The following is a 23,590-nucleotide window of genomic DNA, read 5'->3' as shown; positions in this document are numbered from 1 at the left end:
GTTGCCCATCTTTTTTTCCGATAGTCCAGCCTGAACAAGAACTTAATTTCAGGTGAATATTATGGACAGTATTTATCAGGCATTATTCTCATCGTCACAGATATTGATTGACCAGATTGGTCGCGCAGCGGTTTCGGAAGAGGTCGGTTTTGGGCCGTTCTGGGTGCTGATGGACGGCCTAAAGACCGTACGTGCAGGCGATAAAGGCAAGCTCTATGATGTGTTGGAGGATATGGAACAGATCAGTCGGCTGACGGCTCAGGTTGATGATGGATTTGAGCCGGCCATTCTTGGGGTGGATGGGGCGGTCGTGGCGGCCGGGCAGCTTTGCACCGAACGGTCGCATTGCGGATATATGTTTCTGGTGCTGCCCGGATACAGTCTGGATACAGCCGAGGCCAATGCCGACCTGATTGAACTGCTGATGTCGCAGATGAACATTATCGCAAGCCTGATTGAAAAAAATAACCAGCTTCACCAGGGCCAGCTCACCCGTATGGCCCAGAAGTCGCCGGTGCTGTCGGCAACGCGATAATATATAGGGTGTCCTTTAAATCAAGTTGAACAAGTATCCCTGCAGGAATGATTATTCTGGGGGGCCAGAAGCTGTTTTAGGTTGGTCTTTTGACGGGGCTGTCATATCTTACGATTGTGCGAACCAGGATTTTGTGTTTTGACAGATTTTGACGAGCATGAGCATCACGGGGACTTCGATGAGGACGCCGACAACAGTGGCCAGTGCAGCGCCGGAGGACAGGCCAAACAGCATGACGGCCGTTGCGATGGCGACTTCGAAGTGATTGGATGCCCCGATCATGGCCGAGGGGGCCGCATCTTCATACGACAGTTTCAACACTTTCGACAACCAGTAGCCCAGCCCGAAGATCAGGCAGGTCTGGATGAACAGGGGGATGGCGATCCACAGAATCGTCAGCGGATTGCTCAGGATGACCTCGCCTTTAAAGGAAAACAGCAGCACCAGCGTGATCAGCAACGCGACAATGGTGATGGGCGTCAGGATGTGCAGGAACTGGCTCTGGAACCAGTCAAGACCTTTGCGGGCGATGATCCATTTGCGTGAGATAAAACCCGCGGCCAGCGGCAGGGCGACATAGATGGCGATGGACAGCACCAGTGCCTGCCACGGGACGGGCAGCCGCCCGACGCCCAGGAGAAATCCACCCAGCGGACCGTATAAAAACAGCATCGTCAGGGAGTTGATAGCGACCATGACCAGCGTGTGGCCGTCGTTGCCTTTGGCCAGGTAGCCCCAGACCAGCACCATGGCCGTACAAGGGGCGATACCCAGCAGGATGCAGCCGGCCAGATAGCTGCGCCACAGGGGGATTTGCAGCATTCTGATGCCGTTGGATTCGATGACAGTGCCGACACCATAGGTGGCACCAACAGGCAGGTCCAGACCGAAGGGCATCTTGACGATATCGGTGGCGTCCGGGCCGATAAGGCCGTAAAAGAGCGTGCCGAGAAAGAACAGGGCGATGAAGTACATCGTGAAGGGCTTGATGGCCCAGTTGACAAACAGTGTCAGGCCGACGGGCTTGATGCTTTTGCCGGCCTTGAGGACTTCGGCGAAATCGATCTTGACCATAATCGGGTACATCATAAAGAATAGACATACCGCGATGGGGATCGAGACGACGGGGGCACCGTTGACACTGATAGACATGGCGTCCAGTGAGCGGGCGAAATTCGGGGTCAGCTTGCCCAGTACGATACCGCCGAGGATGCACAAAATAACCCACACCGTCAGATACCGTTCAAAAAAACCAAGTCCCGATGATTTTGATGTTTCACTCATTTTGATTTCTCCGCAGTCAGGTTGATGCTGACGATATAATCCGAGAGTTTCTGGCCTTTGGGCAGGGCGTCTCTGACGGATTGGTAGAGACGGTCGTTGCAGTCTTCCATGAAATCGACGGCATATTCCTTTTCCGTCCAGTGAATGTTGACCAGGCCTGCAGCTTTGGCCATCTCCACGGTCTGCTCAATTGATACGGCCCCGGCCACACAGCCGACCAGTGCTATGGTCATCTCGCGAATGGTTTCAGGCAGGGGTTTTTTCAGTGCCAGGTCCGACACACATACCTTGCCGCCGGGTTTGAGTACGCGGCTGACTTCCCGCCAGACCTGGGGTTTGTCGGCCGAAAGATTGATGACACAGTTGGATATGATCACATCCACCGAGGCATCGGCAACCGGCAGATGCTCAATCTCTCCCAGGCGGAATTCGACATTCGACAGGCCAGTTTTGGCGGTGAATTGCTTGATACTGGCCCGGGCCTTGTCCAACATCTGGGGTGTCATGTCCACACCGATGGCCCGGCCGGAGGGGGCGACCTTGCGTGCGGCGATAAAAACATCAAAACCCGCACCGCTGCCGAGGTCTAAAACGACCTGGCCGGGTTTCAGGTCCGCCAGTGCCGTCGGGTTTCCACAGGACAGCCCCATATTGGCCCCATCCGGCAGCATGGCCAGCTCTTCGGCAGAGTAGCCAACCTGCGCGGCTAATTTATCCGGCTGGGAGGAACCGCAGCAGCTGCAGCCTGTGGCTGCAATCTTGGCATAACTCTGCCGCACTGTTTGTGTGATATCATTTCCGGATTCCATTATATACTCCTATTCTTTTGACGGGTCTGTTGGGCTTATCGTGCCGAGCCATTCTTCAATTTTCATTTCGAGGGTGTCGCGGCTGTTGCGGAATGCGTCGGCGATTTCTGTCGGGCTGCCTCGGACGGCGGCGGGGTCGGGCAGCGGCCAGCGCTCGACGTGCAGGGCAAAGGGATAAAGCCGGGGACATTCGGATTCCGACTCCTGACAGACGATGATGATGTAATCGAAGGGCTGACGGCCCAGGTAGAGATCGACGCTCTTGGGGGTCTGGCCGGAGATGTTGATGCCGATTTCTTCCATGACGGTATAGACCAGCGGATGGATCGGCGCGGGGTAGAGTCCAGCACTGTAGATGTCGAAACGATCGCCGGCCATATGACGCAGGAGGCCTTCGGCCATCTGGCTGCGACAGGAGTTATGTTTGCAGAAGAATAACACGCGTTGTTTTCTGGTCATCGGTCACCTCGTTTCCGGGTTTGGGGTGAGATTGTCGGGCAGGCCTGCGACGAAGCTGCGGATTTCATCGCGGACGCGACGGTAGCAATCGAGTGCGGCCTGCTCGGTTTTGGCTTCTTTGGCCAGCCGCGGCGGATCGTCGAAACCCACGTGGACGATTTTGGCCCGACCGGCAAACAGCGGACAGCTTTCATGGGCATGGTCACAGACAGTGATGACGTAATCAAACTGAATGTGCTTGAGCTCATCGACGTGTTTAGACCGCTGGGTGGAGATATCTACCCCAGCTTCGGCCATGACGCGGACGGCATTCGGATTGAGACCATGCGTTTCGATGCCTGCCGAATAGGCTTCAATGAGGTCTGATTTGAGATGGCGTGCCCAGCCTTCAGCCATTTGGCTGCGGCAGGAATTGCCAGTGCACAGGAACAGAATTTTCAGTTTTGGCTTTTCTTGCGACATAATTGCTCCGGTTCGATGGCGAGGACTTCCTGAAGACGCTGGCGGTCCCGGCCGATGTGGTCATCATTGCGTAAAGTGCTGTTTATCCATTCGAGAGCCTGTCCGGCTTCGGGCGAGCTGTCATCGTTTGACCAGGCGAAGTGCATCCAGCGACCCTGCTTTCGGCCGGTGACCAGCCCGGCCTGTTGGAGGATAGACATGTGCTTGGAGATTGTGGAAGGAGCAAGTCCTAATACTTCCACAATCTGGCAAAGGCATAAGGGGCCATCCGCCAGGAGCATTAAGGCCCGCAAACGGGTTTCGTCGGCCAGGGCCTTGGCGATGGTTACAGCGGTTTTAAAGTTGTTATTTTTATGATTCGTCATATAACGAAATATAGCATCTGTATCCGAGTTGTTCAATAGGAATTGTGTTAGAATTGAATTAGAAACGATGAAGATTTTCTTATCTCTATCTATGTAAATAAGTTACATTATTTTATGGGATTTTAATGGAATCTAAAAAAATCGAAAAAATACGTAGTTTCCACAATAGATTTAAAAATACAAAAATCGTAAAATCAGGGAGCAAATAGCCCGAAGAATAAAACGTGTGTATTGAGCCCTTCCGGAGAGCAGTATCAGCGGCACAGGGAATAGGGCGGCTATTTGCAAAAGAGCAAAGAGGAACTTCCTCTTCATCAACGCGGTCGGACTTGCCCCTGTCAGGACAAGTCCGGCAGGCTATAATCACAGAGACGTGCTCTGTGTTCCGTGACAATCATATAATAAAAGGAGCCATGATGAGACAGTTTTTTGTTTTAGCAACGTTGCTGGTCGTGAGTCATCTGAGTCCTGGGGGGTTGGTTGAGGTCCATGATTTTTCCGGGCAGTACGCTGGGTATGTGCAGGAGGACAATTTACAGATCCCGTTTACGGATAATGTGAATCTGCTTGATACCTTTGTGCATAGTGCGGCCTATACCAACGGCGAAAACTATGTCTATCTGTATCAGGTGACCAACATGAATTTCACCAAGGTGCTGCATCGGTTCTCCGCATCGGACTTTGATGGTTTAAATTCAGGTACAGTAATGGGTTATCTGTCAGCAGACAGTGCGGTGCCGCTGGGATTTCTGGCCGGAGGGGTTGAGCCGGTTTCGGGTGATATCTACGGTAAAACCTTTGGTTTTTCTTTTGAACTGCTGCCCAGGCAGTTCAGTACTGTTCTGCTGGTCGAAAGCCCTTATGCCCCGTCGGTAATTACGGGATATTTGCAAAACGGCGGCCAGTCCTGGGGCAATGTGCTGGGAGCAGCCATTCCGGAGCCGGCAAGCCTTGGGCTATTCCTAATAGGGACACTGTTTGCCTCGAAAAAATGGAGGTCATAAGCTTGGTATGATGTTCCAACTCAGAACAAGCCTGAAAAATCCCCATTTTTCAGGCTTTTCTTATTCCCATTAGATGGTTGTGATTGTAGTCACAATATGAACCCGTGTTTCTTTGGTACCCGAAAAAAGATAACTCCGAATTTTAAAATCAGTATAAAAACGGATTATATCGGTAAAAATTCCTATAAAGCCTTGCGTTATGCGGAATGCTTTTGCTATAATGCCTTCGGTAAAAGCTTCATCAAGTACAGGTCTTGCTGAATTTAGGATGTTATTTTAGGGAATGCGTCAGGACTTTTTGTGTGGAGTGAGTGTATGGGGTAGATTCAAGGGCGGATCAGGGGTCGGAAGATCGGTGTCAGGGTGAATCATCTTCTGAGTTCCATTTTATTCCTTCCCAATCTCTGAGTGCGAGTCCTTCAAATCTGGGGACGGTCGAACTGCTCGATTATTTTCGTGGTGTTGTCGAGTCGATCAAGGATGGGCTGTTTGTCCTGGATGAACAGGGGCGTTTTGAATATGCTAATCCAATGGGGCTGACCGTTTTCAAATGGCCCAGACAAGAGGTGCTGGGGCATCATTTTCTCAAATTAGTATCCCCGGATTGTTATCTCCAGGCGATGAAGGCCTGGCAGGATGTTGTTGCCGGCAACCAGGGAACTGTGGAATTGGAAGTGATACTGGGGGATGGCGGCAGGCGGCATCTGCTGGTTGGGTATTGTCCGCTGAAATACCGTGACAGCCGTAAATATTGTGTGAGTTTTCTGGATATCGGGCCCCTCAAGAGCCTGGAGCATCAACTTCGCCGTTCTCAGGAGCAGGTGGAAGCCTTGTATCGGCAGCAAAATGATTATCTGCATCAGATTGAACACCAATATTACGGCCTGTTGGAAAACGCCGGCTACATTGCCATCATTCTCGATGAAGAAGGGGTTTATGTGTACGGCAATCCTGTGGCGGAACAGTATCTGGGATTAAAGCAGGGCCAGCTTGCCGGCCGGCATATCTGCGACGTATTTGGCACCGAACAGGGCCAGCAGCGACTTGCCATGATCCCACAGATACTGGCTGGTCAGGTGACCCATTTTGAAGACAAGCTTACTATTGACGGCAGGGAGCTGTATTTTGATATTCATTGCTGGCCGTTGCACACCGACAGCGGCCAGAAACGCCGGATTCTGCTGTTTGCGGCCGATATTACCGAATCGAAAAAAACACAGGAAGCTCTGCATCGGAGCGAGGAGCTGTTTCGGACGATATTCAATTCCTCCAATGACTGTATTGTGATCTGGGATAGGAATTATCAGTTTATTGATGCGAATACGTCTGCGGTTGCTTTTATGCGGCGGGAACGCAGCTAGGTGGTCGGTCATCGCCTGGATGAAATGCTGGGATGGAATCCGGAGTATCTGGCTCAGTGGAAAGGCCGAATTGACCGGGTCTTTCAGACAGGTCAGCCCGAGCGCGTGGAAGATAGACTGTTTTATGAGGATCAGGAGCATTATTCCGAGTCAGTGCTGTTTCCATTGCGCAATCACCAGGATGCTGTATTTGCGGTGGGGGCGGTATACCGTGATGTGACCGACAATCGCAAGGCGGTCAGGGCGCTGGCCGAAAGCGAGCATCGATTCCGCAGTCTGGCGGATGCGGCGTTTGAGGGGATTGTGATTCATGATCATGGAATGATTGTGGACTGCAATCAGCGGTATGCGGAAATGGCGGGCTGCAGCCGGGAGGAACTGATTGGCAAAAACGTGATGGAACTGATTCATCCCGAGGATTGTAACAAAATCCTCGGTGTCAAACAACCGGATTATCCGCATCTATACACGGCAAGGATGATTTGCGGGGATGGAAGCATCCGGACGGTGGAATATCAGGGGCGTTCGATTCAGTGGGGTTGTCGGCAGCTTCGGGTGGCCTCGGCCAGAGATATTACCGAACGGCAAAAAATGGAACAGGAACTGGCCCAGACACGCCAGCGGCTGCAGGAACTGCATCGTCAAATGTATCTGGGGTCGATGAGTGCGTTTCTGGCGCATGAACTCAACCAGCCGCTGACGGTGATGGAATTGACTCTGTCGGAAGCCCTGCAGCACTGTAATGACACTGACAGCGGCCAGGCCATGCGGGCTATTATCGAAAATAACCTTCGACAGATTCAGCGGGCGACGGACACGATTCAGAAATTTCGGCGGTTTTTCAAAATGGCCTCATTTGATACCGAACAAATTATCAGTATTGAGCCTGTTGTCCAGCGAGTCAAAATGAGTCTGCTGGAGCTGGCCCGGCAGGCCCGGATTGAGATTGTGCTGGATCCATCCTTGAAGGACCTGCCTGATTTGATTTTCAGCGACCTGGCGATGGAGCAAATCTGCATGGTGCTGATGCAAAATGCGGTGGATGCAGCCGATCCGAATCTGCCTAACCGACTGGTCATCTCGGGCCGTGTGGCAGATCACGGAGTGGAATTGTCCTTTGCCGATGACTGCGGGGGAGTGCCTCAGGCGATGAATGAGCCGTTTTCTGAACCGTTCTTTACGACCAAGGCAGGCAGCCTGGGACTGGGGCTGGAAATTGTACGGCGTATTCTGTCGGCCTGCGGCGGATCAATACGGCTTGACAATGACCAGGGCAAGGGATGTTGCTTTGTTATACGAATTCCGTTCAATGCCTCCTAAGGAGAGACCATGAAGACCTGTGCGAGTCGATGCGTGTGTTTTGTGGATGATGAGGCGGATGTACGAAATGCGGTGAATATGATCCTGTCCAGTCAGGGCTATACCGTTCACAGTTTTGCCGGCGGTCAGGAATGCCTGGTCCATCTGGAGCAGCAGAGCTGTGATTTACTGATCACCGATATTCGAATGCCCGGGATGGACGGGATGACGCTGCTGAATTTGGTGCGCCAGCGCCAGCCGGAACTGCCGGTCATTCTCGTGACGGGGGTGGGGGATATCCCGATGGCGGTGCGGGCGATGAAAATGGGGGCCTCGGATTTTCTGGAAAAACCTCTGCGGCGGGACGAATTGCTCTGTAAAGTCCAAATGCTGACAAACCCTGATCCCGGCCAGAATAAACCCGCCCCCATGATCCAGCGGGGGATTTTTGTGGATTTAACCGACATCGAATGGGAGGTTATGCGGCTGATTCTTCAGGGCAAAACAAGCAAGCAGGTTGCCGACTTACTGGGCCGTTCAGTACGCACCGTGGAAGTCCATCGGGCCCATATCATGAAAAAATACCAGGCCAACAGCATCGTGGAGTTATTGAACAAATATTGGAGTTCCCTGCGCTAAGCGCAGCCGACACCGGCGGGGGATTTTTCTTTACATTATCAGCGAATCGGTTAGAATTTATCCAGTATAGAACAAGCTGGACTGATAGATAACCAATACGCGTGATGAGGTATGTTATAGAATGTCTCTGACGGTTGAGCAGATACGCAGTTTTTTCCATATTTATATTCAGATGCTGTTTTTGCTGGCCCCGTTCTTTTCGTCGTCGATTTTTCTGATGATGTCCGATGGGATGGAGCCACCGCAGCGCCGCAAGGCCGCGATTCGCACCTCGTTTGGGGTTCTGGTGTGTATCTGTGTGTTCTTCTTTTTCGGCAAGCCGCTGTTTTCCGTGCTGGGCATTACTCTGCCGGCCTTTCAGGTTGGAACCGGCTGCGTCCTGTTTCTGTCGTCGATCATGCGGGTGCTGGGCATTGGTACCCAGCAGCATCGTCGTGATGAAAATGAGGATTTTGCCGTGGTGCCGCTGGCGATTCCGATTATCGTCGGCCCGGGCACCATCGGCGCGCTGCTGGTGCTGGGGACTGCTGTGGAGGGGATTGTTGAGACCCTGCTGACGTTTGCTGCGGTCTTGTGCGGGGGCTTGACAGTGGCGGCATTTATCCTGCTGGCCGAACGGATCGAACGGCTGCTGGGCCAGAAACTGCTGGCGACGATTATTAAAGTCACCGCGCTGATGCTGACGGCGCTGGCGGCCCAGATTATTTTCAACGGCATCAAGGGATTTTTCATTACGCCGCCGGCGGCCTAATGGCGCGCGGCAGCGCCAATGACAGGTTGATTTGGAATTGAGGCACAGATGCGAATTATAGCAGGAACCAAACGCGGGATGAAACTTTTCAGTCCCGAAGGGATGGATACCCGCCCGATTACTGACCGGGTGAAAGAGTCGGTGTTTAATATCCTGTACAGCAAAGGTTATCTGGAAGGACGGATTGTTGCGGATTTATTCTGCGGGACCGGGTCAATGGGGCTGGAAGCACTCAGCCGCGGGGCGGCCTGGGCGACCTTTGTGGACAAAGATCATCGTGTCGTGGATATTCTCAAACGCAATATCCAAAAGGCCGATTTTGTCGGGCAATCCAAGGCGGTCTGTGCCAATATCTTTCGGGTGGGGGCGCCGCCGACGCCGGAACATGGGTTCTACGACCTGGTGTTTGTGGACCCGCCGTATAAGATGAGCGAAAACTGCCAGCTGCAGACGCAGGTCGGCAAACTGATGAGCCTGCTGGTCTCGCAGGTGCGGGACAGCGGCATGGTGATTCTGCGGACTCACGAGTATGCGGTGGTTGAGCCGGAATATGGGCAGCTGGTACGGGTCGATCATCGCAACTGGGGGACAATGACGGTTCATTTTTACTGCAAAGGTTCGCTTGCAGGCAGACCTGCGATGGTTGAGCCGGATGCGGCATCAGAGCAAATAGGTGACCAGGATGAGCAGCAGGAGGTTTGATTGCATTGTTGTCGGCGGGGGACATGCCGGGGCGGAAGCCGCCTGGGCTGCATCCCGTCTGGGAGCGGCAACGCTATTGATTACGATGAGCCGCCAGACGATTGCCAAGATGAGCTGCAACCCGGCCATCGGCGGTCTGGCCAAAGGGCAGATTGTTCGTGAGGTGGATGCCCTCGGCGGGCTGATGGGGCTGGCTACGGATGCAACGGGAATCCAATTCCGGATGCTGAATCGCTCCAAGGGGCCTGCAGTGCAAAGCCCGCGAGCTCAGTCGGATAAATACAAATACAAAGACTATGTTCGTCACGCCCTGGAGAACGCGGCAAACCTGACGATTGTCGAGGGGATTGCTGCCGAGGTGCTTACACAGGACAATGCCGTCAGAGGAGTGCGTTGCCTGGATGGGGCAGAATATTGGGCGCCTGCGGTGGTGCTGACAACCGGGACCTTTCTTCGGGGCATCATGCATCTGGGCGAAAAGCAATGGCCCGGCGGCAGACTGGATGAGCCGGCCAGCAATGAATTGTCCGACAGTCTGCGGCGGCTGGGCCTGACTGTGGGCAGGCTCAAAACCGGAACGCCCGTACGGCTGGCCGGCGACAGCATCGACTATGACAAGCTCGATACACAGCCGGGCGACGAAGAACCATCGCCATTTTCCTTCCTGAATGACCGGATTGACCGCAAGCAAATTCCCTGCTGGATCACCTGGACCAACCCGGCGATTCATCAGCTCCTGCGGGACAACCTGAACCGGGCCCCGCTGTACAGCGGCCAGATTACCTCCGTTGGGCCGCGGTACTGTCCGAGCATCGAAAGCAAGATTCTGCGTTTCGCCGACAAGGACCGTCATCAGGTTTTTCTGGAACCGGAAGATGAAGCCATCTCCACCATTTACTGCAACGGTATCAGCACTTCGTATCCGGCCGATATTCAGGAGCAGATGTTGCGGCTGATGGTCGGGACCGAGCGGGCACGGATTGTGCATTACGGGTATGCGATTGAATACGATTACTGTCCAGCCGTGCAGTTGAAGGAAAATCTCGAAACACGGCGGATTGCGGGACTCTTTCTGGCCGGACAGATTAACGGGACCAGTGGCTACGAAGAAGCCGCAGGCCAGGGCCTGATGGCCGGCCTGAATGCCGCACGCAAAGTCGCCGGCCAGGAACCACTGATTCTGCGGCGGGATCAGGCGTATATCGGGGTGATGATGGATGACTTGCTGACGCGGCCGATTGATGAACCTTATCGGATGTTTACCTCACGAGCGGAATATCGCTTGTCGCTGCGCAGCGATAATGCGGATGTGCGGCTGACGCCGCTGGGCAGACAATGCGGGCTGGTCGATGACTATCGCTGGCAACGCTTTCAGGACAAGCTGACCCAGATGGAGGCGTTGCGGCGAATGCTCAAGACCACCCGGCGGCAGGGCAAGAGTCTCTGGGAGATTCTCAAGCAGCCGCAGGCGGGGCTGGCCGAGCGGCTCTGGCTGGAACCGGACGTGGCGGCGATGCACTGTTCGCGGCAGGTCGTGGAGGCGGTGGCGATTGAGTCGCGGTATGAAGGCTATCTGGCTCGGCAGGAACGCGATATTGCCCATCTGCGAAATCTTGACAATATTCGCATCCCCGATGGCCTGGATTATTTCGGCGTGTCGCATTTGCGTTATGAGGCCAAAGAACGACTCTCTGCTGTCAAGCCGCTGACGCTGGGCCAGGCCTCACGTGTCGGCGGTATCACCCCGGCCGATATCGCGGTGCTGCAGATTTATCTGCGCAAGGAGAAAGCTAACGACTCGGGAAGTGAGCCTTCAGATAGGTAACCACGCTGTCCTCGGTGTGGGGGCCGATGACTTCGCTGGCGACGGCTTTGACCTCCGGTTCAGCGTTGGCGACGGCCACACCCCGCCCGGCCAGTTCAAACATCCGGATGTCGTTGATGTGGTCGCCGAAAACGGTAAGGTTATCTTGGGTGAATCCAAACATGTCCATCAATTCCCGCAGGGCGATGGATTTGCAGGCTTTCTTGTCGTGAATTGTCAGCCACCAGTAACCCGGCGAGTACGGGTTTTCGAAATAGAAATTTTCCAGTTGGCCCGAGAACGTCTCGGCCAGCAGCGAGGAAAGCTGCCCGATGGATTCTTTCTCGCCCATCACCGCCAGCGAAATCACCTGTTCGCCGAATACGCCGGCAAGATGTTGCGTTTCCCGCAGCCGTTTGTCGCCCAGCAGTGACAGGGTCTGACAATACCATTGCATGGCCGGGTGCGACAGGGTCTGATAATACAGACAGTCCTGCTGCCCGTTGAACGTGCACACAAACGGCCAGAGATGCTGCGAGCGGATGACGTCGAAAATAGCCCGTGCAACAGACGGAGCCAGACTGTTAATCACAAGATGCCTGCCGGTTGTGTAATCAGTCAGATAGGCCCCGTTGACCGCAATGACTGGCAGTCTGAGAGGCAGGTCGCCAAGCACCGGCTGAATCTCGTTAATCGCCCGGGCACTGGCTACAGTGAAATTCAGACCCTCGCCGAGCAGTTGTCTGAGCGTTTTTCGACTAAATTCCGACAGGGCGCCGCTCCCATCCAGCAATGTCCCGTCAAGGTCCGATACAAATAGCTGCTGCTGTGTCATATCCATGAGCGTGTTGTCTTATTCCTGCGGCAGGCGGGCCAGGTCAATATCCGCTCCTGCAACCATCAGGATGTCATTGCTGTAAATAATGGTGTTGGGCATCGGTACATTGATAACCGTATTGATTTCGTCGCTGTTGGCAACATTTTCGCCGCGTTTGATGGCGACCAGATTGATGTTGTATTTCTGCCGGAGCTGCAGTTCCATGACGGTCTGGCCGTGAAAGGCCGCCGGGGCTTTCACGCGGGCCAGGCTGTAGCCGGGAGCGAAATCGATTTTCTCTTCGATGTGCGGGGCAATGAGTTTGTAGGCCCATCGCTGGGCCGTCTCAATTTCCGGATAAATGACTTCCGTAGCACCGACGGCGGAAAAAACCTGACCGGCAGTGAGATTCTCGGCGCGGGCGTAAATCAGCGGAATGGCCATGCGTTTGAGATTGACCACCGTCAGAATGGCGGCCTCGAATGCATGGCCGGACTGGCCCATGCCGACGATGGCGACATCGACCTGGTCAACACCCTGCGCACGGAGAGCTTCTTCGTCGGTGCTGTCCAGTCGGACGGCGTGGCTGACCTCGTCACGGAGATCCTCGATAATATCCCGATCTTTATCAATGGCGATGACTTCGGCGCCGCTCATCGACAGCGCCAGTGCCAGCTTTTTTCCGAATCGTCCCAATCCAATGACCGCAAAACGCTTCATAGGAATCCCTTAATTAAGTTCATAGTTTGGTTTAGCCGACCACCAGCGGTTCAGTCGGGTATTCATATTTGGCCGGCTTGACATTGAACAGCAGTGCCGTCAGCAGCGTCAGCGGCCCCAGCCGTCCCGCCAGCATGCCTGCAATGATAATCCACTTGCCCGCCGTTGTCAAAGTCGGGGTAATGCCGGTCGAAAGCCCGACGGTGCCCAGGGCCGAGGCGGACTCAAACAGAATATCCAGAAAGGCGAAATTGCTGTTTCGTTCCGTAATCAGTAAAGCCAAAACCGCGATCAGCATCATGGACAGGTAAAGCATCAAAATGGTAATGGCCCGCCCCAGGACGACCAGGCGGATCGACCGCTTGAACATCTCCACCTCCCGGCGTTTTCGCAGGGTGGCCCAGGCCACCATCACAATTACCGCAAAGGTGGTGGTTTTGATGCCGCCGGCACAGGAACCCGGCGAACCGCCGATGAACATCAGCAGAATCAGCACCAGCTTGCTCCCGTCAGACAACGCGGCGATGTCAACGGTATTAAAACCCGCCGTGCGTGCTGTGACCGACTGAAAAAAAGCGGCCAGGATTCCCCTGTCGGCACTGGGATTCTGCGAGCAGGATTCGAACAGCCACAGCAAAGCTGTACCTGCCCCAATTAATATGGCCGAAATCGTCAGGACGATCTTGGTTTGCAGATGCAGCCGTTTAGGGGAAGACGTGTGGAGCAGGTCCACCAGGTGATGGCCTTTGCTGAACCAGGAGGCGATGCGGCTGGTGATCATATCGGCCAGATTGTACAAAACACTGAACCCCAATCCCCCCAGAATAATCAGCGGAACGATGACCAGGTAAACCTCCGGCATAGTATGGAAAGACATCAAATTGTCCGAGTACAGGGAAAAGCCCGCATTGCAAAAGGCGCTGACGGAATGAAAAAGACTATGGAACCAGGTGGTGGCCATGTCGCCGGACGCCCCCGGGATGTTATTCCACATCGGATACAGACAGACGGCCCCGATGGATTCAATAATGATCGTAAATGTAAAAATAAAGCCGATCATTCGTACAATTCGATGCAGCGTATCAGCACTGATGATATCCTGCATGACAGCGGACTCCCGCACCGTCAGCGACTGGCCCAGCATCAGTCCCAGCACTGCTCCAAATATCACAATACCAAGCCCGCCCAGCTGAATTAAAAACAGAATGACGACCTGTCCAAACATCGTAAAGTCTGTGCCGGTATCTTTGACGATAAGCCCCGTTACACACGTGGCACTGGTGGCGGTAAAGACCGCATCGGTAAAACTCATCCGGGGTAAGGTATGGGCCTTGGGCAGCATCAGCAGGCCCGCTCCCGCCAGAATCAGGGCCGCAAACACGCTGGTCAAAGCCCGCGCCGGGTTGTGGCCTGCGGAGGCAATATTGACCACACTGCGGCATAGTTTATCGATGACCTGAAATGCCAGATAGATACTGATCACATCCAGCGAGAATTCCCGCACCGATGCTCCGGTATACCACCGACCCGCTCCGATAATCGCAAACAACACCACCCCCAGCAGCGGAATTTCAAACCAGTACATTCGCAGATAATCCCGCTTGGTGACGGCATTAAAATAGCGGATAATTTTTTCGGTAAAGAAGAAAAAGAAAAGCCCCCCGTCAATATATCGCAGCAGCATTCGCGGCATGGGCGGCACATCAAACCCAAACAGCATCACAAAGGTCGTGGCAACGGCCAGAATTGCAATGCAATTCAGGGCAATGACGGTCTTTTCGAGTGTTTTATTCTTATATTCAATTTTCATGGCACCAGGTTGTCTCGACGTTGTCGATACAGAGTGTAGGATAGTCGTACGATTTGATAGTAATTTTTACTGGTTTTGGACTGGAAAATCCAGAAAATTATCCCACGTCCACCAGCCCAAGCGAGCTGCCGAATTTTTCAATCAGGGTCTTGCGGAGTTCAGCATGTTCCGGCCGGTTCAGATTCGGATCCGTGTCGATTATCTCAAACGCATCCCGACGAGCCAGATTTAACAGGTCGAAATCCTCCACAATATTGGCGATTTTCAAATCTCCCAGCCCATGCTGTCGGGTACTGAATAATTCGCCCGGCCCACGCAACCGCAGGTCCTGTTCGGCGATTTCAAAACCATTATTGCTGCGTGTCATGATGGCCAGTCGATCCTGGGCAATCGGATCGTCGCTCTGGGAGAACAGAAAGCAATAGGACCGATTGCTTCCCCGGCCAATACGTCCGCGAAGCTGGTGAAGCTGGGCAAGCCCGAATCGCTCGGCGTTTTCGATAACCATGATGGTGGCGTTGGGAACATCGACGCCGACTTCGATGACGACTGTAGAAACCAGAGCGTGGATTTTGCCCGAGCGGAAATCCCCCATAATTTGTTTTTTTTGCTCGGTGGTCATCTGTCCGTGCAGCAGGGCGATGTGATATTCCGGAAAGACCTTCTGGCTCAAAAACCGATGCTCATCCACTGCCGCCTTGATATCGCCGTTGGGGATTTCAGCGGTCGTTTCCGCATCAATGCGGGGATAGACAAAGTATGCCTGCCGTCCGGCGTGAATCTGTTTGCGGATGAATTCAAACGCTGCCATACGGTCCCTGGGATGCACATGGCGGGTAATGACTTCCCCGCGTCCCGGCGGGCAGTGCTCAATAATCGACACATCCAGATCGCCAAAGGCCGTCATCGTCAGTGTCCGCGGAATCGGTGTTGCGGTCATCACCAGGCAATGCGGCGATTTGCCTTTTCGCAGCATGGCCCGCTGGTGTACGCCGAATTTATGCTGTTCATCGATAATCACCAGCCCCAGGTTGTCAAAATCCACATCCTGCTGCACCAGAGCCACGGTTCCGACCACGATATCCACATCACCGCTGGCGATTTGATGCAGCAGCGCCCCCCGCTTGACCGCCGGCATCCCGCCAATCAGTAGTCCACGTCGGACCTGACTGTTTTTAAGGTATTTTTCAATGTTCAGAAAATGCTGCCGGGCCAGAATTTCGGTTGGGGCCATTATCGCCACCTGCTGCTTGTTGGCAACCGCCACCAATGCCGCATACAGGGCAACGACGGTTTTGCCGCTGCCAACATCACCCTGCAGAAGGCGATTCATCGGTACCGACTGATTCAAATCCGCAACAATTTCCCCAATCGCCTTGTCCTGGTCAGCGGTCAACAGGAATGGAAATCGTCTGCGTATCCGGTGGTCAATCGTTTCATTCCAGACCAGCGGGGTCGATGGCGCCGTATGGCGCAGATGATGTCGCTTCAACGCCAAACCCAATTGCATCAGGAATAGTTCATCGTATTTGAGCCGACGTTTGGCCTTGGCCAGGTGTTTTGCATCGGGAGGATTATGAATCCATTCATACGCTTTTTGGCGACTAATAAGGTCGTTTTTCTTGAGAAATGGCTTTTCAAATAGCTCCGGCATTAACGGACTTATAGTGTCTATATTAGCTTTTACAACCCGCTTAATGTGCCAGGATGGCAGATTAGTGCTGGCCGGATAAATGGGGCCGCTGAACGCTTCACTGTCGCGAGGCTGGTCCGGGTGCAGGATATGGAACTTCGGATTACTGAACTGGAGTTGATGACGATAAAAATCGACTTTCCCGTAAACCAGCAGAATCTTCCCCGGCTCAAGCTGGTTAATCAGGTATTTTCCGTTAAACCAAAGGACTCGACAAAGCCCGGTCTTGTCTGCTAAGATCGCTTCAAAAAAGGGTTTACGACGATACGGCTGCCAGTCTGTCCGCTCGACCATCCCGACAGTACAGACCAGCTTGCCCGGCTTCAAATCGCCTATCAGTACCGGCTCCGGCACAAATGTCCAGTCCCGCGGAAAATACCCCAGCAGGTCAGCGACCGTCTGCACGCCCAGGTCGTTAAACGCTGCCGCCCGCCCCGGGCCAACACCTTTAAGGTATTGAACTGGAGTTGTCAAGTCTATATTTTGAGCCGTTTGGGTCACTTGGAATCCTTTCTATTGCATCCAAAATCATAAATAACGACCTGGATTTTGGGAAGAAGTTTATCCAAATTTAGCCCACGGATGCAATCCTTTTGGGATTTTGTGTCGAGAAATCGGTTTTTTTGCCGTCATACCATAGGATATGTTAATATGGATGGGTATGTTGACTAAAGAACAAGTTGCCGGACACTTATTAAAAGAACAGATTCTGCTGACTGCCTTTATCTCGTCGATTACGCGGGATTACCAGTCGGCTGAAGATGTGTTTCAGGATGTCTGCGTCAAGGCGATTTCGCTGGCCGAGACCTTCACGGATTTTGCACACCTGATGCGGTGGGCTCGGATGGCCAGTCGGAATAAGGCCATCGACTTCCTCCGTGCCAGCCGCAGCGACGGACTCATCCTCAGCGAACGTCTGCTGGATATCCTCCAGCATGAATGGCCGACCCATGATCGCAAAGATAACTCCGTCGCGATGGATGCCCTGGCCGACTGTCTCAAACGCCTGACCGAAAACAATCGCACAATTATCCGCTTGCGATACTTCAACGGCATGAGCGGCATCGAAGTCGCCGAATATATGAAACGCAAGGCCGAAACGATTTATCAGGCCCTGGCCCGTATCCACAAACAACTGGGCCTGTGTGTCCGACGAAAAGTGGCCCATGAGCAATAACCCGATGACCGAAAAGACTGAACCATTCGATGTGCCGCAGGAGTTTCTTATTCGCCTGCTTCAGTATCAGGACGGCACCATCACCCCTGAACAGATGCGGATTCTTGAAGCCCAAATGCTCGACGACAGCCGTAAGCGGGACGCATTCTATGAAATGCAGATCCGCGGTCAGGTGATCTTTGAACTCTATCGTCGTGCCGAAAGCCAGACCGATCAGCTTATTCAGAATGGATTCAAGTCCCATCCGGCCCAACCCGCCTTGTCGAGCCGCTGGTCAGTCCGACCATGGCTGGCAGTCGCGGCGACGGTCCTGCTGACGGTGGGAGTGCTTATCGCAGTCTGGCCGGCCCCGCCGGACATCGCCAAAGTAACCTATATCAATAATGCTTGCTGGGAATCGGGTCAGATTCCCGAAGTCGGCCAGATGCTCAAGCAGGGCGGTTTTGCCCTGAAATCCGGCCGAATGCGTCTGCGGATGCCGGACGAGACGGTCGTCATTCTGGCTGGGCCAAGCCGATTCGAGCTGATTGATAACAACACCCTCAAGCTCGAGCAGGGTAAAATCAGTGCCAAGGTCAATAATCCCGGCAGCCTGTTTACCGTTCGCACTGCCATGATGGATGTGATCGACCTGGGGACCTCTTTTGGTGTCAAAGTCGCCAAAGACGGCCAGTCCAGTGTCTCGGTTTTTGAGGGAGCTGTGGCCGTCAAACAGCCCATCCCCAAATCGGGCGACAAAGCCATTCTGCTCAAAAAAGGCAGCAGTGCCCGTATCCGTCCCGGCCAGAAGGAACTCGAAACCGTGCCCTATGACCATGCTGAATATCATGAGCTGTGGCCGTTGACCAATGGTGTGGATGAATTGTCCGAAAAGGTTGAATTTGTGCCGCCGGCGGCCCCCCAGCCATTTGAATTATTTCGCAGCGATGAAAAATTGTTTCTGATGCCCGAACGGCAAAACCTGATTCTCGAAAAACCGCTGCCGGTGGATATCAACAAACCCGGACGCTGTGAGCGCTACACCCCCCAGCACCGGCCGCTGGTTGCCGCGGGCAAAAAAGTCAACAGCTACCTGCTGTTTTTCAATCAGGAAGGGCCGAAAAACTGGAAAAACTACCGTAAGCTGACCGGCCAGATTACCTTCAGCAAACCGATCCTCGGCGTCATTGGCCATTATCAGAAACTCAAGGATACGGATGCCGTCGTGGGCATCGAAGGTTTTGACTACCCGGTGTTCATGCAGCGGGAAAAAGACCGCGGACTGGACAATCGCAATGCCGGTGCCGAAGAACAAATGGCCCACGATGTCATTACCATCAGCCCCGATCGCAAAACTTTGTCGTTTGAAATCAGCAGCGGTCCCTGGATCGACCAGTTCCGTGTGATTGTTCAGGCCAATTAGCCCGATGTGTCTGGGGGCCTGCCGGTTTACTGCCGCAGAAGCAATTGCCGAATCTGGCCGGGGCGAATGTTGTTTTCATCGGCGATCTGCCGGATGGTTTGATCCGCAGAGGCCTGGATGCCTGCCTGACGCAATGTGTCCATGGCCGTGTTCATATCCAGATTAAATTCCTGGCAGAGCTGCCGCAGTGTCTGCTGTCCAAATCCTCCACTGCCCGAACCGCCCCCACCTCCGCCTTCATTTTGCCCTCCGCCGCCACCTCGCCGCTGACCGCGACCGCGTGCGTCCGTCTTTCCGGCAGCAAGCATATACAGCTCTTCGGGGGAATATCCGGCCTGCTGTGCGATCGTCCCAAAGACATCCTCCGGCCCGGCTGTAATGCCTGCATTCCTGAGATTTCCAAGAATCGTATCAACGGGAATCTCGGCCTGCTCAGCCAGCTGGGTCACAGTCAGCGATTCCGCATGCGGTACCGGCGGCTGTTGTCCGGCCTGCGTACTCCAACTATTTTTGAGTGTGGTATTCAGACGCAGCAGGGAACTGAACGGCGCAAACGGTCTCAATGACCCCCACGCGGTAATACTGCACAGCAGCAAGGCCCCGATCCACTCATACCGCAGCTTTCGAGCCGACTGAATCCGGCTGACAAAATAATTCACCAGCGGCCTGAGATTCAAGACGATATGGACAGCCGAAGCGATCGTAAAAAGGGCGCAAAAGCAGATATGCAGTGCCGACCATTCCTGTTTGCTCAGCCCCCAGACCGTCCAGTTGCCCCAGTTGGCCACACGTCCCGGCGGAGTAACAAACAACACCGCTCCGGTGATTACGACAGCCGCAAACGAAAATCCCGTCAGAATCGACACAAAAGGCCGAAAACGCAAGGCAGGTCGGGTACGCATAAACACTCCCTGATAAACGAATTCTCTTATTAAATATGCATCAAAGAAGAGTATTCTGGTGACTGCACTAAGCATTGTATCCCGCACAGTGTTCCGGAATCAAGCATAAATCCAGGGATAATAGATGTTATTCAGCCAGGAAGAGACATACATCTTCAGGACCTGCCAGTCAACCTTTCCCCACGAGTCCAGGGAGGCCCTCCGGTACCACGGTTAGGCACATCACAGCAGTGTGCAAACAGGCGAGTGTGTTTTGTGAACAGCCAAAGCAGGCATGTCATCGTCAATCCTTCATATAGTAGCTTAACTGCGGCGGGTAGAGATAGCCCATCGAGACCATCGCCACATCATTACGATAAATGGGGTCCTGCATCAGGGTGACACGACGGTTTTTGGCGGGGATCGTTGTGGTATAAATCCGCAGTTCGCCTTCGACGACGGTAATCATCTCCTCCCGCCAGTCACCGAAGCAATCGGCCACGGCCAGAATCTGTCCTGCGTAATTGCCAGCCCGGTCGCCCTTGTAATGCTGAATGCGTCCACGCCCGGCCAGTAGTTTTGTCGTGCCCTCGGCCCAGTACAGGGGGATCACCGCCCCCCCGGGCAGCGGTTCTTCCGACAGCAGCCTGCCGTCCATGCCATACAGATAATGCTGCGGAAGTTCCTTTTCGCGAGCATAAAATTCCATCCCCGGATTTTCCGGGTCATAATCGCCAAACACCCCCTGCGAATGGACATGCGTTGTCGGTTCCTGTCTCCCCCAAAGGATCTCTCCGGTGCGTGCATCAGCCAGGCAGATACCATTTTTCTTTTGAGGCGGTTCGATGCCGAAGATAATTTCCAGTCCCGGCCGGTCGGGCAGAATATCGGTCACATAGCAGGCATCCGGATGCCCCAGCCGCGTATTCCACAGGCATTGACCCGTATCATCCAGCACCGCTGCACCCAGGATGATTTCATCCCTGCCGTCCGCATCAATATCAGCCGCATGCATTCCGTGCATGCCCTGCCCGCGGACGGGCGGATTCTCGTTATCACCATTCCAGCTCCAGACCAGCTTGAGTGTCTTGCTGTCCAGGTTATATGCATCCACACGCATCGTCGTGTAGGTTCCGCGAGCCACCAGCAGACTAGGCCGTTTGCCGTCCAGATATGCCATCCCCATCAAATGCCGCGAGGCCCGATTGTTTTTAGCATCGCCCCAATCCTGTATCTTCCCGCGGGCGGGCCAGTCCACGCGGTCGATCTCCTTGCCGGTCATTCCGTCCAGAATCGTACAATACTCCGGCCCCGAACAAACCCGACCGGCCAACTCGCCTCCCTTTTCACGATAATCCGGCTCCAGTGGGGCGGTTTTGAGTGCAACTTCCGCCTTGCCGTCGCCGTCGAAATCATACACCACCATCGGCGACCACCAGATGCCCTGTTCGATATTCCAGCCCAGATCCTTCCGCCACAGGAATGTGCCGTCATGCAGATACGCCTCGACTTTCCAGGTCTCCGTGCTGGGCTGCCAGACCCCCGGGTCGCTCGTCTGACGAGGCTGCTTGATGATATAATCATATTGCCCATCGCCATTCAGGTCTGCGATGGCGACTTTATTGCATAGGTATTTGCCATGCAGGGGGATGGCGATGTAAGGTTTGACCGGTGCGTTGGCGGCTAAAGCCGCTTTACCCTCGGGGGCCTGTTCCTTGCCGTCGATAACCGGGCAGACCCACCAGCGATTGGCCTTGTCCATCGGAGCGGTGGTATCGAGAAAATCCGTCGTCCGGGTCAGCGGCTCGGGGTTGAGTATGATCGGCTGAGCATCTTCTGTTTGGCGATAGAGATTAAAGGAAACCCCGGCCCGGTCAGTATTCAATAACCGCCAGCCCAAATAGACCTTGCCCTCCTGGGCCACGACCGCAACCAGCCCGCGGTCAAGTTTTTCTGTCTGCCGCTGCGCTGCAAGCGTGTCGCACATGCCTGTAATGACTGCTATAATACCAAACACAAAAACCGTAGTCCGAATAGCCATTATATACCTCGCAAACAAATTCCTTCCGGTTGCACAGATCAAGCCTCATTGCAGCCGCATTTCATTACAACACTACCGGCCTGTTCTATTCAGACGAAAGCTCCTTGTAAACAGTTACAAAGCCCGATTCCGACAAATTTTATGTTTTCCATTCCATGATGATTTCTGCTACAATAAGAAGGCACCAATAGACCGGCAGGGTGGCACAGAAGGTATTCCAGCACAACGACAGGTGCGAAAGGACAGGTATGCAAAAGCTATTGTTATGTCCGCGGACGGAGATTTGTTTTGTCTATTCCCTGTATGTCGAACAGACGCGCGATGAAAGCGTGGGGATTATTGAGATGGAAAGCATCGAAAACCGGGATTTCTATAGCTGTAAAGCCCTCAACTTTGTGCTTGAGCTTGCCCAGAAACATCAGCTCCCCCCGGAAACCACCGCCCGCCTGCAGGGGATTATCGATTGTCTCCTGACCAACCAGGCCAACCGCGCCGTAGAAAAACGCCGCTCAGACTTTTAAGTAGGGCGCATTTCATCAAAAAAGCCTGCCGGGGGTAACCTGGCAGGCGTGTTTAAAAGAGACTTAAGCCTAAGGAGTTTACTAACGACGACGAAGAAAAACGCCGCCCAATCCTAGCAGCAGCATCGTGGCTGGCTCGGGCACGAAACGAATGTTATCAATCGTTGCGGCATAGCCTGCCGAATCGATAAGCTGAATACTGAACGCGGTTCCATCAAGCCACGTTCCTGTCAGCAGTTTGGTTGCCGTGTTATAAGTATGTGTGCTGCATACTATGGTCACATGCGGATTCCAGACTAATTCTGCCGGCTGGCCCACCCATTTCCAGATCGATTGCGACGTGGTCAGGCGGTCGATACGGCCTCCGCTTAATACGGCAGTACCGTCTGCTCCCAAGCCGATTTCATGAACTTCGCCACCATAAAAATTAAGATGGGCAGAAATATCTACCCCTATTCGTCCGATGCCGCCCAAATAATCGGGATTATAGGGTGTGGTACCGTAAATATCTGCCGTACTCCAGTCCGTTAAATCTAATACATGCCCTCCCCCCCCTGTCATTAGAAGAGATTCATGATTACTTAGAGTGCCTACCGGCAAAAAACCATCCGTAACCACATAGGTATAACCGGCCATCACCGGCAGCGACAGAACTAACAATGTCAAAAATGCAAACCGTTTCATTGGACTTCCTCCGATTGAGTGAATGTTTTAGGTGTTGTTTTCAATGCCTTCAGGGATTGATTGATTTCATTCATAAAGCGATCTCATGCATCCGCATCAATATCCTGCTGTAGCTGAGGATCGGATAACCAAAGCGTTTCAAGGAACAGGGCCGCATTATGTAATTCGACAATCTGTTCGCCAGTCGTTTTTTGCAGGGTGACATCTTTCAGTATTGCAGCAGGCCATTCTTCTTCTAAAGATGCCTCCAACGACATGAGCGAAGCCGTCGCATTTATCATCTGTGATTGCTGTTCCATCAAATCCAGCCGCCAGCAGGCTTTCCAGCACCCCTCCCGATATAAACCAGTTCGGGCATGCCTATTCAACT

The 23,590-nt window shown here is 53.7% G+C and carries 24 protein-coding genes; 11 read left to right on the top strand and 13 right to left on the bottom strand.

Annotated elements, in window-relative coordinates; translation table 11 throughout:
• Positions 1-61 precede the first annotated feature (61 nt).
• Positions 62-535, top strand: coding sequence for a hypothetical protein (locus ACQ9LF_RS01735; protein WP_462487637.1), 474 nt, complete (start codon positions 62-64; stop codon positions 533-535).
• 108 nt (positions 536-643) lie between these two features.
• Here the strand turns inward: ACQ9LF_RS01735 and arsB are convergent, their stop codons facing one another.
• From arsB to ACQ9LF_RS01710, 5 genes are read right to left on the bottom strand one after another with little or no spacing between them, the layout of a single operon-like run.
• On the bottom strand, positions 644-1,819 hold the full coding sequence (gene arsB, locus ACQ9LF_RS01730; protein WP_462487636.1) for an ACR3 family arsenite efflux transporter: 1,176 nt from the start codon (positions 1,817-1,819) through the stop codon (positions 644-646).
• Positions 1,816-2,628: an arsenite methyltransferase gene (arsM, locus tag ACQ9LF_RS01725; protein ID WP_462487635.1), complete on the bottom strand. Its 813-nt coding sequence runs from the start codon at positions 2,626-2,628 to the stop codon at positions 1,816-1,818. The genes arsB and arsM overlap by 4 nt, the downstream gene beginning before the upstream one ends.
• 9 nt (positions 2,629-2,637) lie before the next feature.
• Positions 2,638-3,087, bottom strand: coding sequence for an arsenate reductase ArsC (locus ACQ9LF_RS01720; RefSeq protein WP_462487634.1), 450 nt, complete (start codon positions 3,085-3,087; stop codon positions 2,638-2,640).
• Between the two features lie 3 nt (positions 3,088-3,090).
• The gene (locus ACQ9LF_RS01715) at positions 3,091-3,549 is read right to left on the bottom strand and encodes an arsenate reductase ArsC (protein ID WP_462487633.1); all 459 of its coding nucleotides are present in this window, start codon (positions 3,547-3,549) and stop codon (positions 3,091-3,093) included.
• Complete coding sequence (locus ACQ9LF_RS01710) at positions 3,525-3,914, bottom strand: ArsR/SmtB family transcription factor (protein ID WP_462487632.1); 390 nt, start codon at positions 3,912-3,914, stop codon at positions 3,525-3,527. Before ACQ9LF_RS01710 ends, ACQ9LF_RS01715 begins: the two co-directional genes overlap by 25 nt.
• A gap of 413 nt (positions 3,915-4,327) precedes the next feature.
• Between ACQ9LF_RS01710 and ACQ9LF_RS01705 the strand changes: the two genes are divergently transcribed.
• The 7 genes from ACQ9LF_RS01705 (at position 4,328) to mnmG (ending at position 11,495) form a co-directional block, all read left to right on the top strand.
• Positions 4,328-4,918, top strand: coding sequence for a PEP-CTERM sorting domain-containing protein (locus tag ACQ9LF_RS01705; protein WP_462487631.1), 591 nt, complete (start codon positions 4,328-4,330; stop codon positions 4,916-4,918).
• A 311-nt stretch (positions 4,919-5,229) separates the two neighbouring features.
• Positions 5,230-6,279, top strand: coding sequence for a PAS domain-containing protein (locus ACQ9LF_RS01700; protein WP_462487630.1), 1,050 nt, complete (start codon positions 5,230-5,232; stop codon positions 6,277-6,279).
• The gene (locus tag ACQ9LF_RS01695; protein ID WP_462487629.1) at positions 6,280-7,599 is read left to right on the top strand and encodes a PAS domain-containing sensor histidine kinase; all 1,320 of its coding nucleotides are present in this window, start codon (positions 6,280-6,282) and stop codon (positions 7,597-7,599) included.
• 9 nt (positions 7,600-7,608) lie between these two features.
• Entirely contained in the window at positions 7,609-8,217 is a 609-nt protein-coding gene (locus ACQ9LF_RS01690; RefSeq protein WP_462487628.1) for a response regulator transcription factor, read from the top strand.
• A 121-nt stretch (positions 8,218-8,338) separates the two neighbouring features.
• Positions 8,339-8,968: a MarC family protein gene (locus tag ACQ9LF_RS01685; protein ID WP_462487627.1), complete on the top strand. Its 630-nt coding sequence runs from the start codon at positions 8,339-8,341 to the stop codon at positions 8,966-8,968.
• A gap of 48 nt (positions 8,969-9,016) precedes the next feature.
• Positions 9,017-9,670, top strand: coding sequence for a 16S rRNA (guanine(966)-N(2))-methyltransferase RsmD (gene rsmD, locus ACQ9LF_RS01680; RefSeq protein ID WP_462487626.1), 654 nt, complete (start codon positions 9,017-9,019; stop codon positions 9,668-9,670).
• Positions 9,651-11,495 (top strand): tRNA uridine-5-carboxymethylaminomethyl(34) synthesis enzyme MnmG, encoded by a 1,845-nt coding sequence (gene mnmG, locus ACQ9LF_RS01675; RefSeq protein ID WP_462487625.1) that lies wholly within the window; start codon positions 9,651-9,653, stop codon positions 11,493-11,495. The genes rsmD and mnmG overlap by 20 nt, the downstream gene beginning before the upstream one ends.
• On the opposite strand, the gene ACQ9LF_RS01670 is transcribed toward mnmG, so the two are convergent.
• The 4 genes from ACQ9LF_RS01670 to recG all read right to left on the bottom strand — a co-directional run bounded on the left by ACQ9LF_RS01670 (position 11,461) and on the right by recG (position 17,015).
• Positions 11,461-12,315 (bottom strand): HAD family hydrolase, encoded by an 855-nt coding sequence (locus tag ACQ9LF_RS01670; RefSeq protein WP_462487624.1) that lies wholly within the window; start codon positions 12,313-12,315, stop codon positions 11,461-11,463. The two genes, mnmG and ACQ9LF_RS01670, sit on opposite strands and share 35 nt — an antisense overlap.
• Before the next feature lie 12 nt (positions 12,316-12,327).
• Complete coding sequence (locus ACQ9LF_RS01665) at positions 12,328-13,011, bottom strand: potassium channel family protein (RefSeq protein ID WP_462487623.1); 684 nt, start codon at positions 13,009-13,011, stop codon at positions 12,328-12,330.
• A gap of 31 nt (positions 13,012-13,042) precedes the next feature.
• Positions 13,043-14,821, bottom strand: coding sequence for a TrkH family potassium uptake protein (locus ACQ9LF_RS01660; protein ID WP_462487622.1), 1,779 nt, complete (start codon positions 14,819-14,821; stop codon positions 13,043-13,045).
• 97 nt (positions 14,822-14,918) lie between these two features.
• On the bottom strand, positions 14,919-17,015 hold the full coding sequence (gene recG, locus ACQ9LF_RS01655) for an ATP-dependent DNA helicase RecG (protein ID WP_462487621.1): 2,097 nt from the start codon (positions 17,013-17,015) through the stop codon (positions 14,919-14,921).
• 160 nt (positions 17,016-17,175) lie between these two features.
• Between recG and ACQ9LF_RS01650 the strand changes: the two genes are divergently transcribed.
• Both ACQ9LF_RS01650 and ACQ9LF_RS01645 read left to right on the top strand, forming a co-directional pair.
• Positions 17,176-17,691 carry a sigma-70 family RNA polymerase sigma factor gene (locus ACQ9LF_RS01650; RefSeq protein ID WP_462487620.1) on the top strand — a complete coding sequence of 172 codons (516 nt, stop codon included), beginning with the start codon at positions 17,176-17,178 and terminating at the stop codon, positions 17,689-17,691.
• 4 nt (positions 17,692-17,695) lie between these two features.
• Positions 17,696-19,093 (top strand): FecR domain-containing protein, encoded by a 1,398-nt coding sequence (locus ACQ9LF_RS01645; protein ID WP_462487619.1) that lies wholly within the window; start codon positions 17,696-17,698, stop codon positions 19,091-19,093.
• 26 nt (positions 19,094-19,119) lie between these two features.
• Here the strand turns inward: ACQ9LF_RS01645 and ACQ9LF_RS01640 are convergent, their stop codons facing one another.
• Entirely contained in the window at positions 19,120-19,995 is an 876-nt protein-coding gene (locus ACQ9LF_RS01640) for a DUF4405 domain-containing protein (RefSeq protein WP_462487618.1), read from the bottom strand.
• Between the two features lie 283 nt (positions 19,996-20,278).
• Positions 20,279-22,015: a rhamnogalacturonan lyase family protein gene (locus ACQ9LF_RS01635; protein ID WP_462487617.1), complete on the bottom strand. Its 1,737-nt coding sequence runs from the start codon at positions 22,013-22,015 to the stop codon at positions 20,279-20,281.
• 248 nt (positions 22,016-22,263) lie between these two features.
• On the opposite strand from ACQ9LF_RS01635, the gene ACQ9LF_RS01630 reads away from it, so the two are divergent.
• The gene (locus tag ACQ9LF_RS01630; protein ID WP_462487616.1) at positions 22,264-22,536 is read left to right on the top strand and encodes a hypothetical protein; all 273 of its coding nucleotides are present in this window, start codon (positions 22,264-22,266) and stop codon (positions 22,534-22,536) included.
• 81 nt (positions 22,537-22,617) lie between these two features.
• Here the strand turns inward: ACQ9LF_RS01630 and ACQ9LF_RS01625 are convergent, their stop codons facing one another.
• Positions 22,618-23,220 carry a PEP-CTERM sorting domain-containing protein gene (locus ACQ9LF_RS01625; protein WP_462487615.1) on the bottom strand — a complete coding sequence of 201 codons (603 nt, stop codon included), beginning with the start codon at positions 23,218-23,220 and terminating at the stop codon, positions 22,618-22,620.
• Positions 23,221-23,303: 83 nt separating this feature from the next.
• Positions 23,304-23,519, bottom strand: coding sequence for a hypothetical protein (locus ACQ9LF_RS01620; RefSeq protein WP_462487614.1), 216 nt, complete (start codon positions 23,517-23,519; stop codon positions 23,304-23,306).
• Positions 23,520-23,590 lie beyond the last annotated feature (71 nt).

It is taken from the genome of Anaeroglomus insulsum, from assembly GCF_050689095.1.
Lineage (GTDB): Bacteria > Planctomycetota > Phycisphaerae > Sedimentisphaerales > Anaerohalosphaeraceae > Anaeroglomus > Anaeroglomus insulsum.
This window is presented reverse-complemented; position numbering and strand designations above follow the sequence as displayed.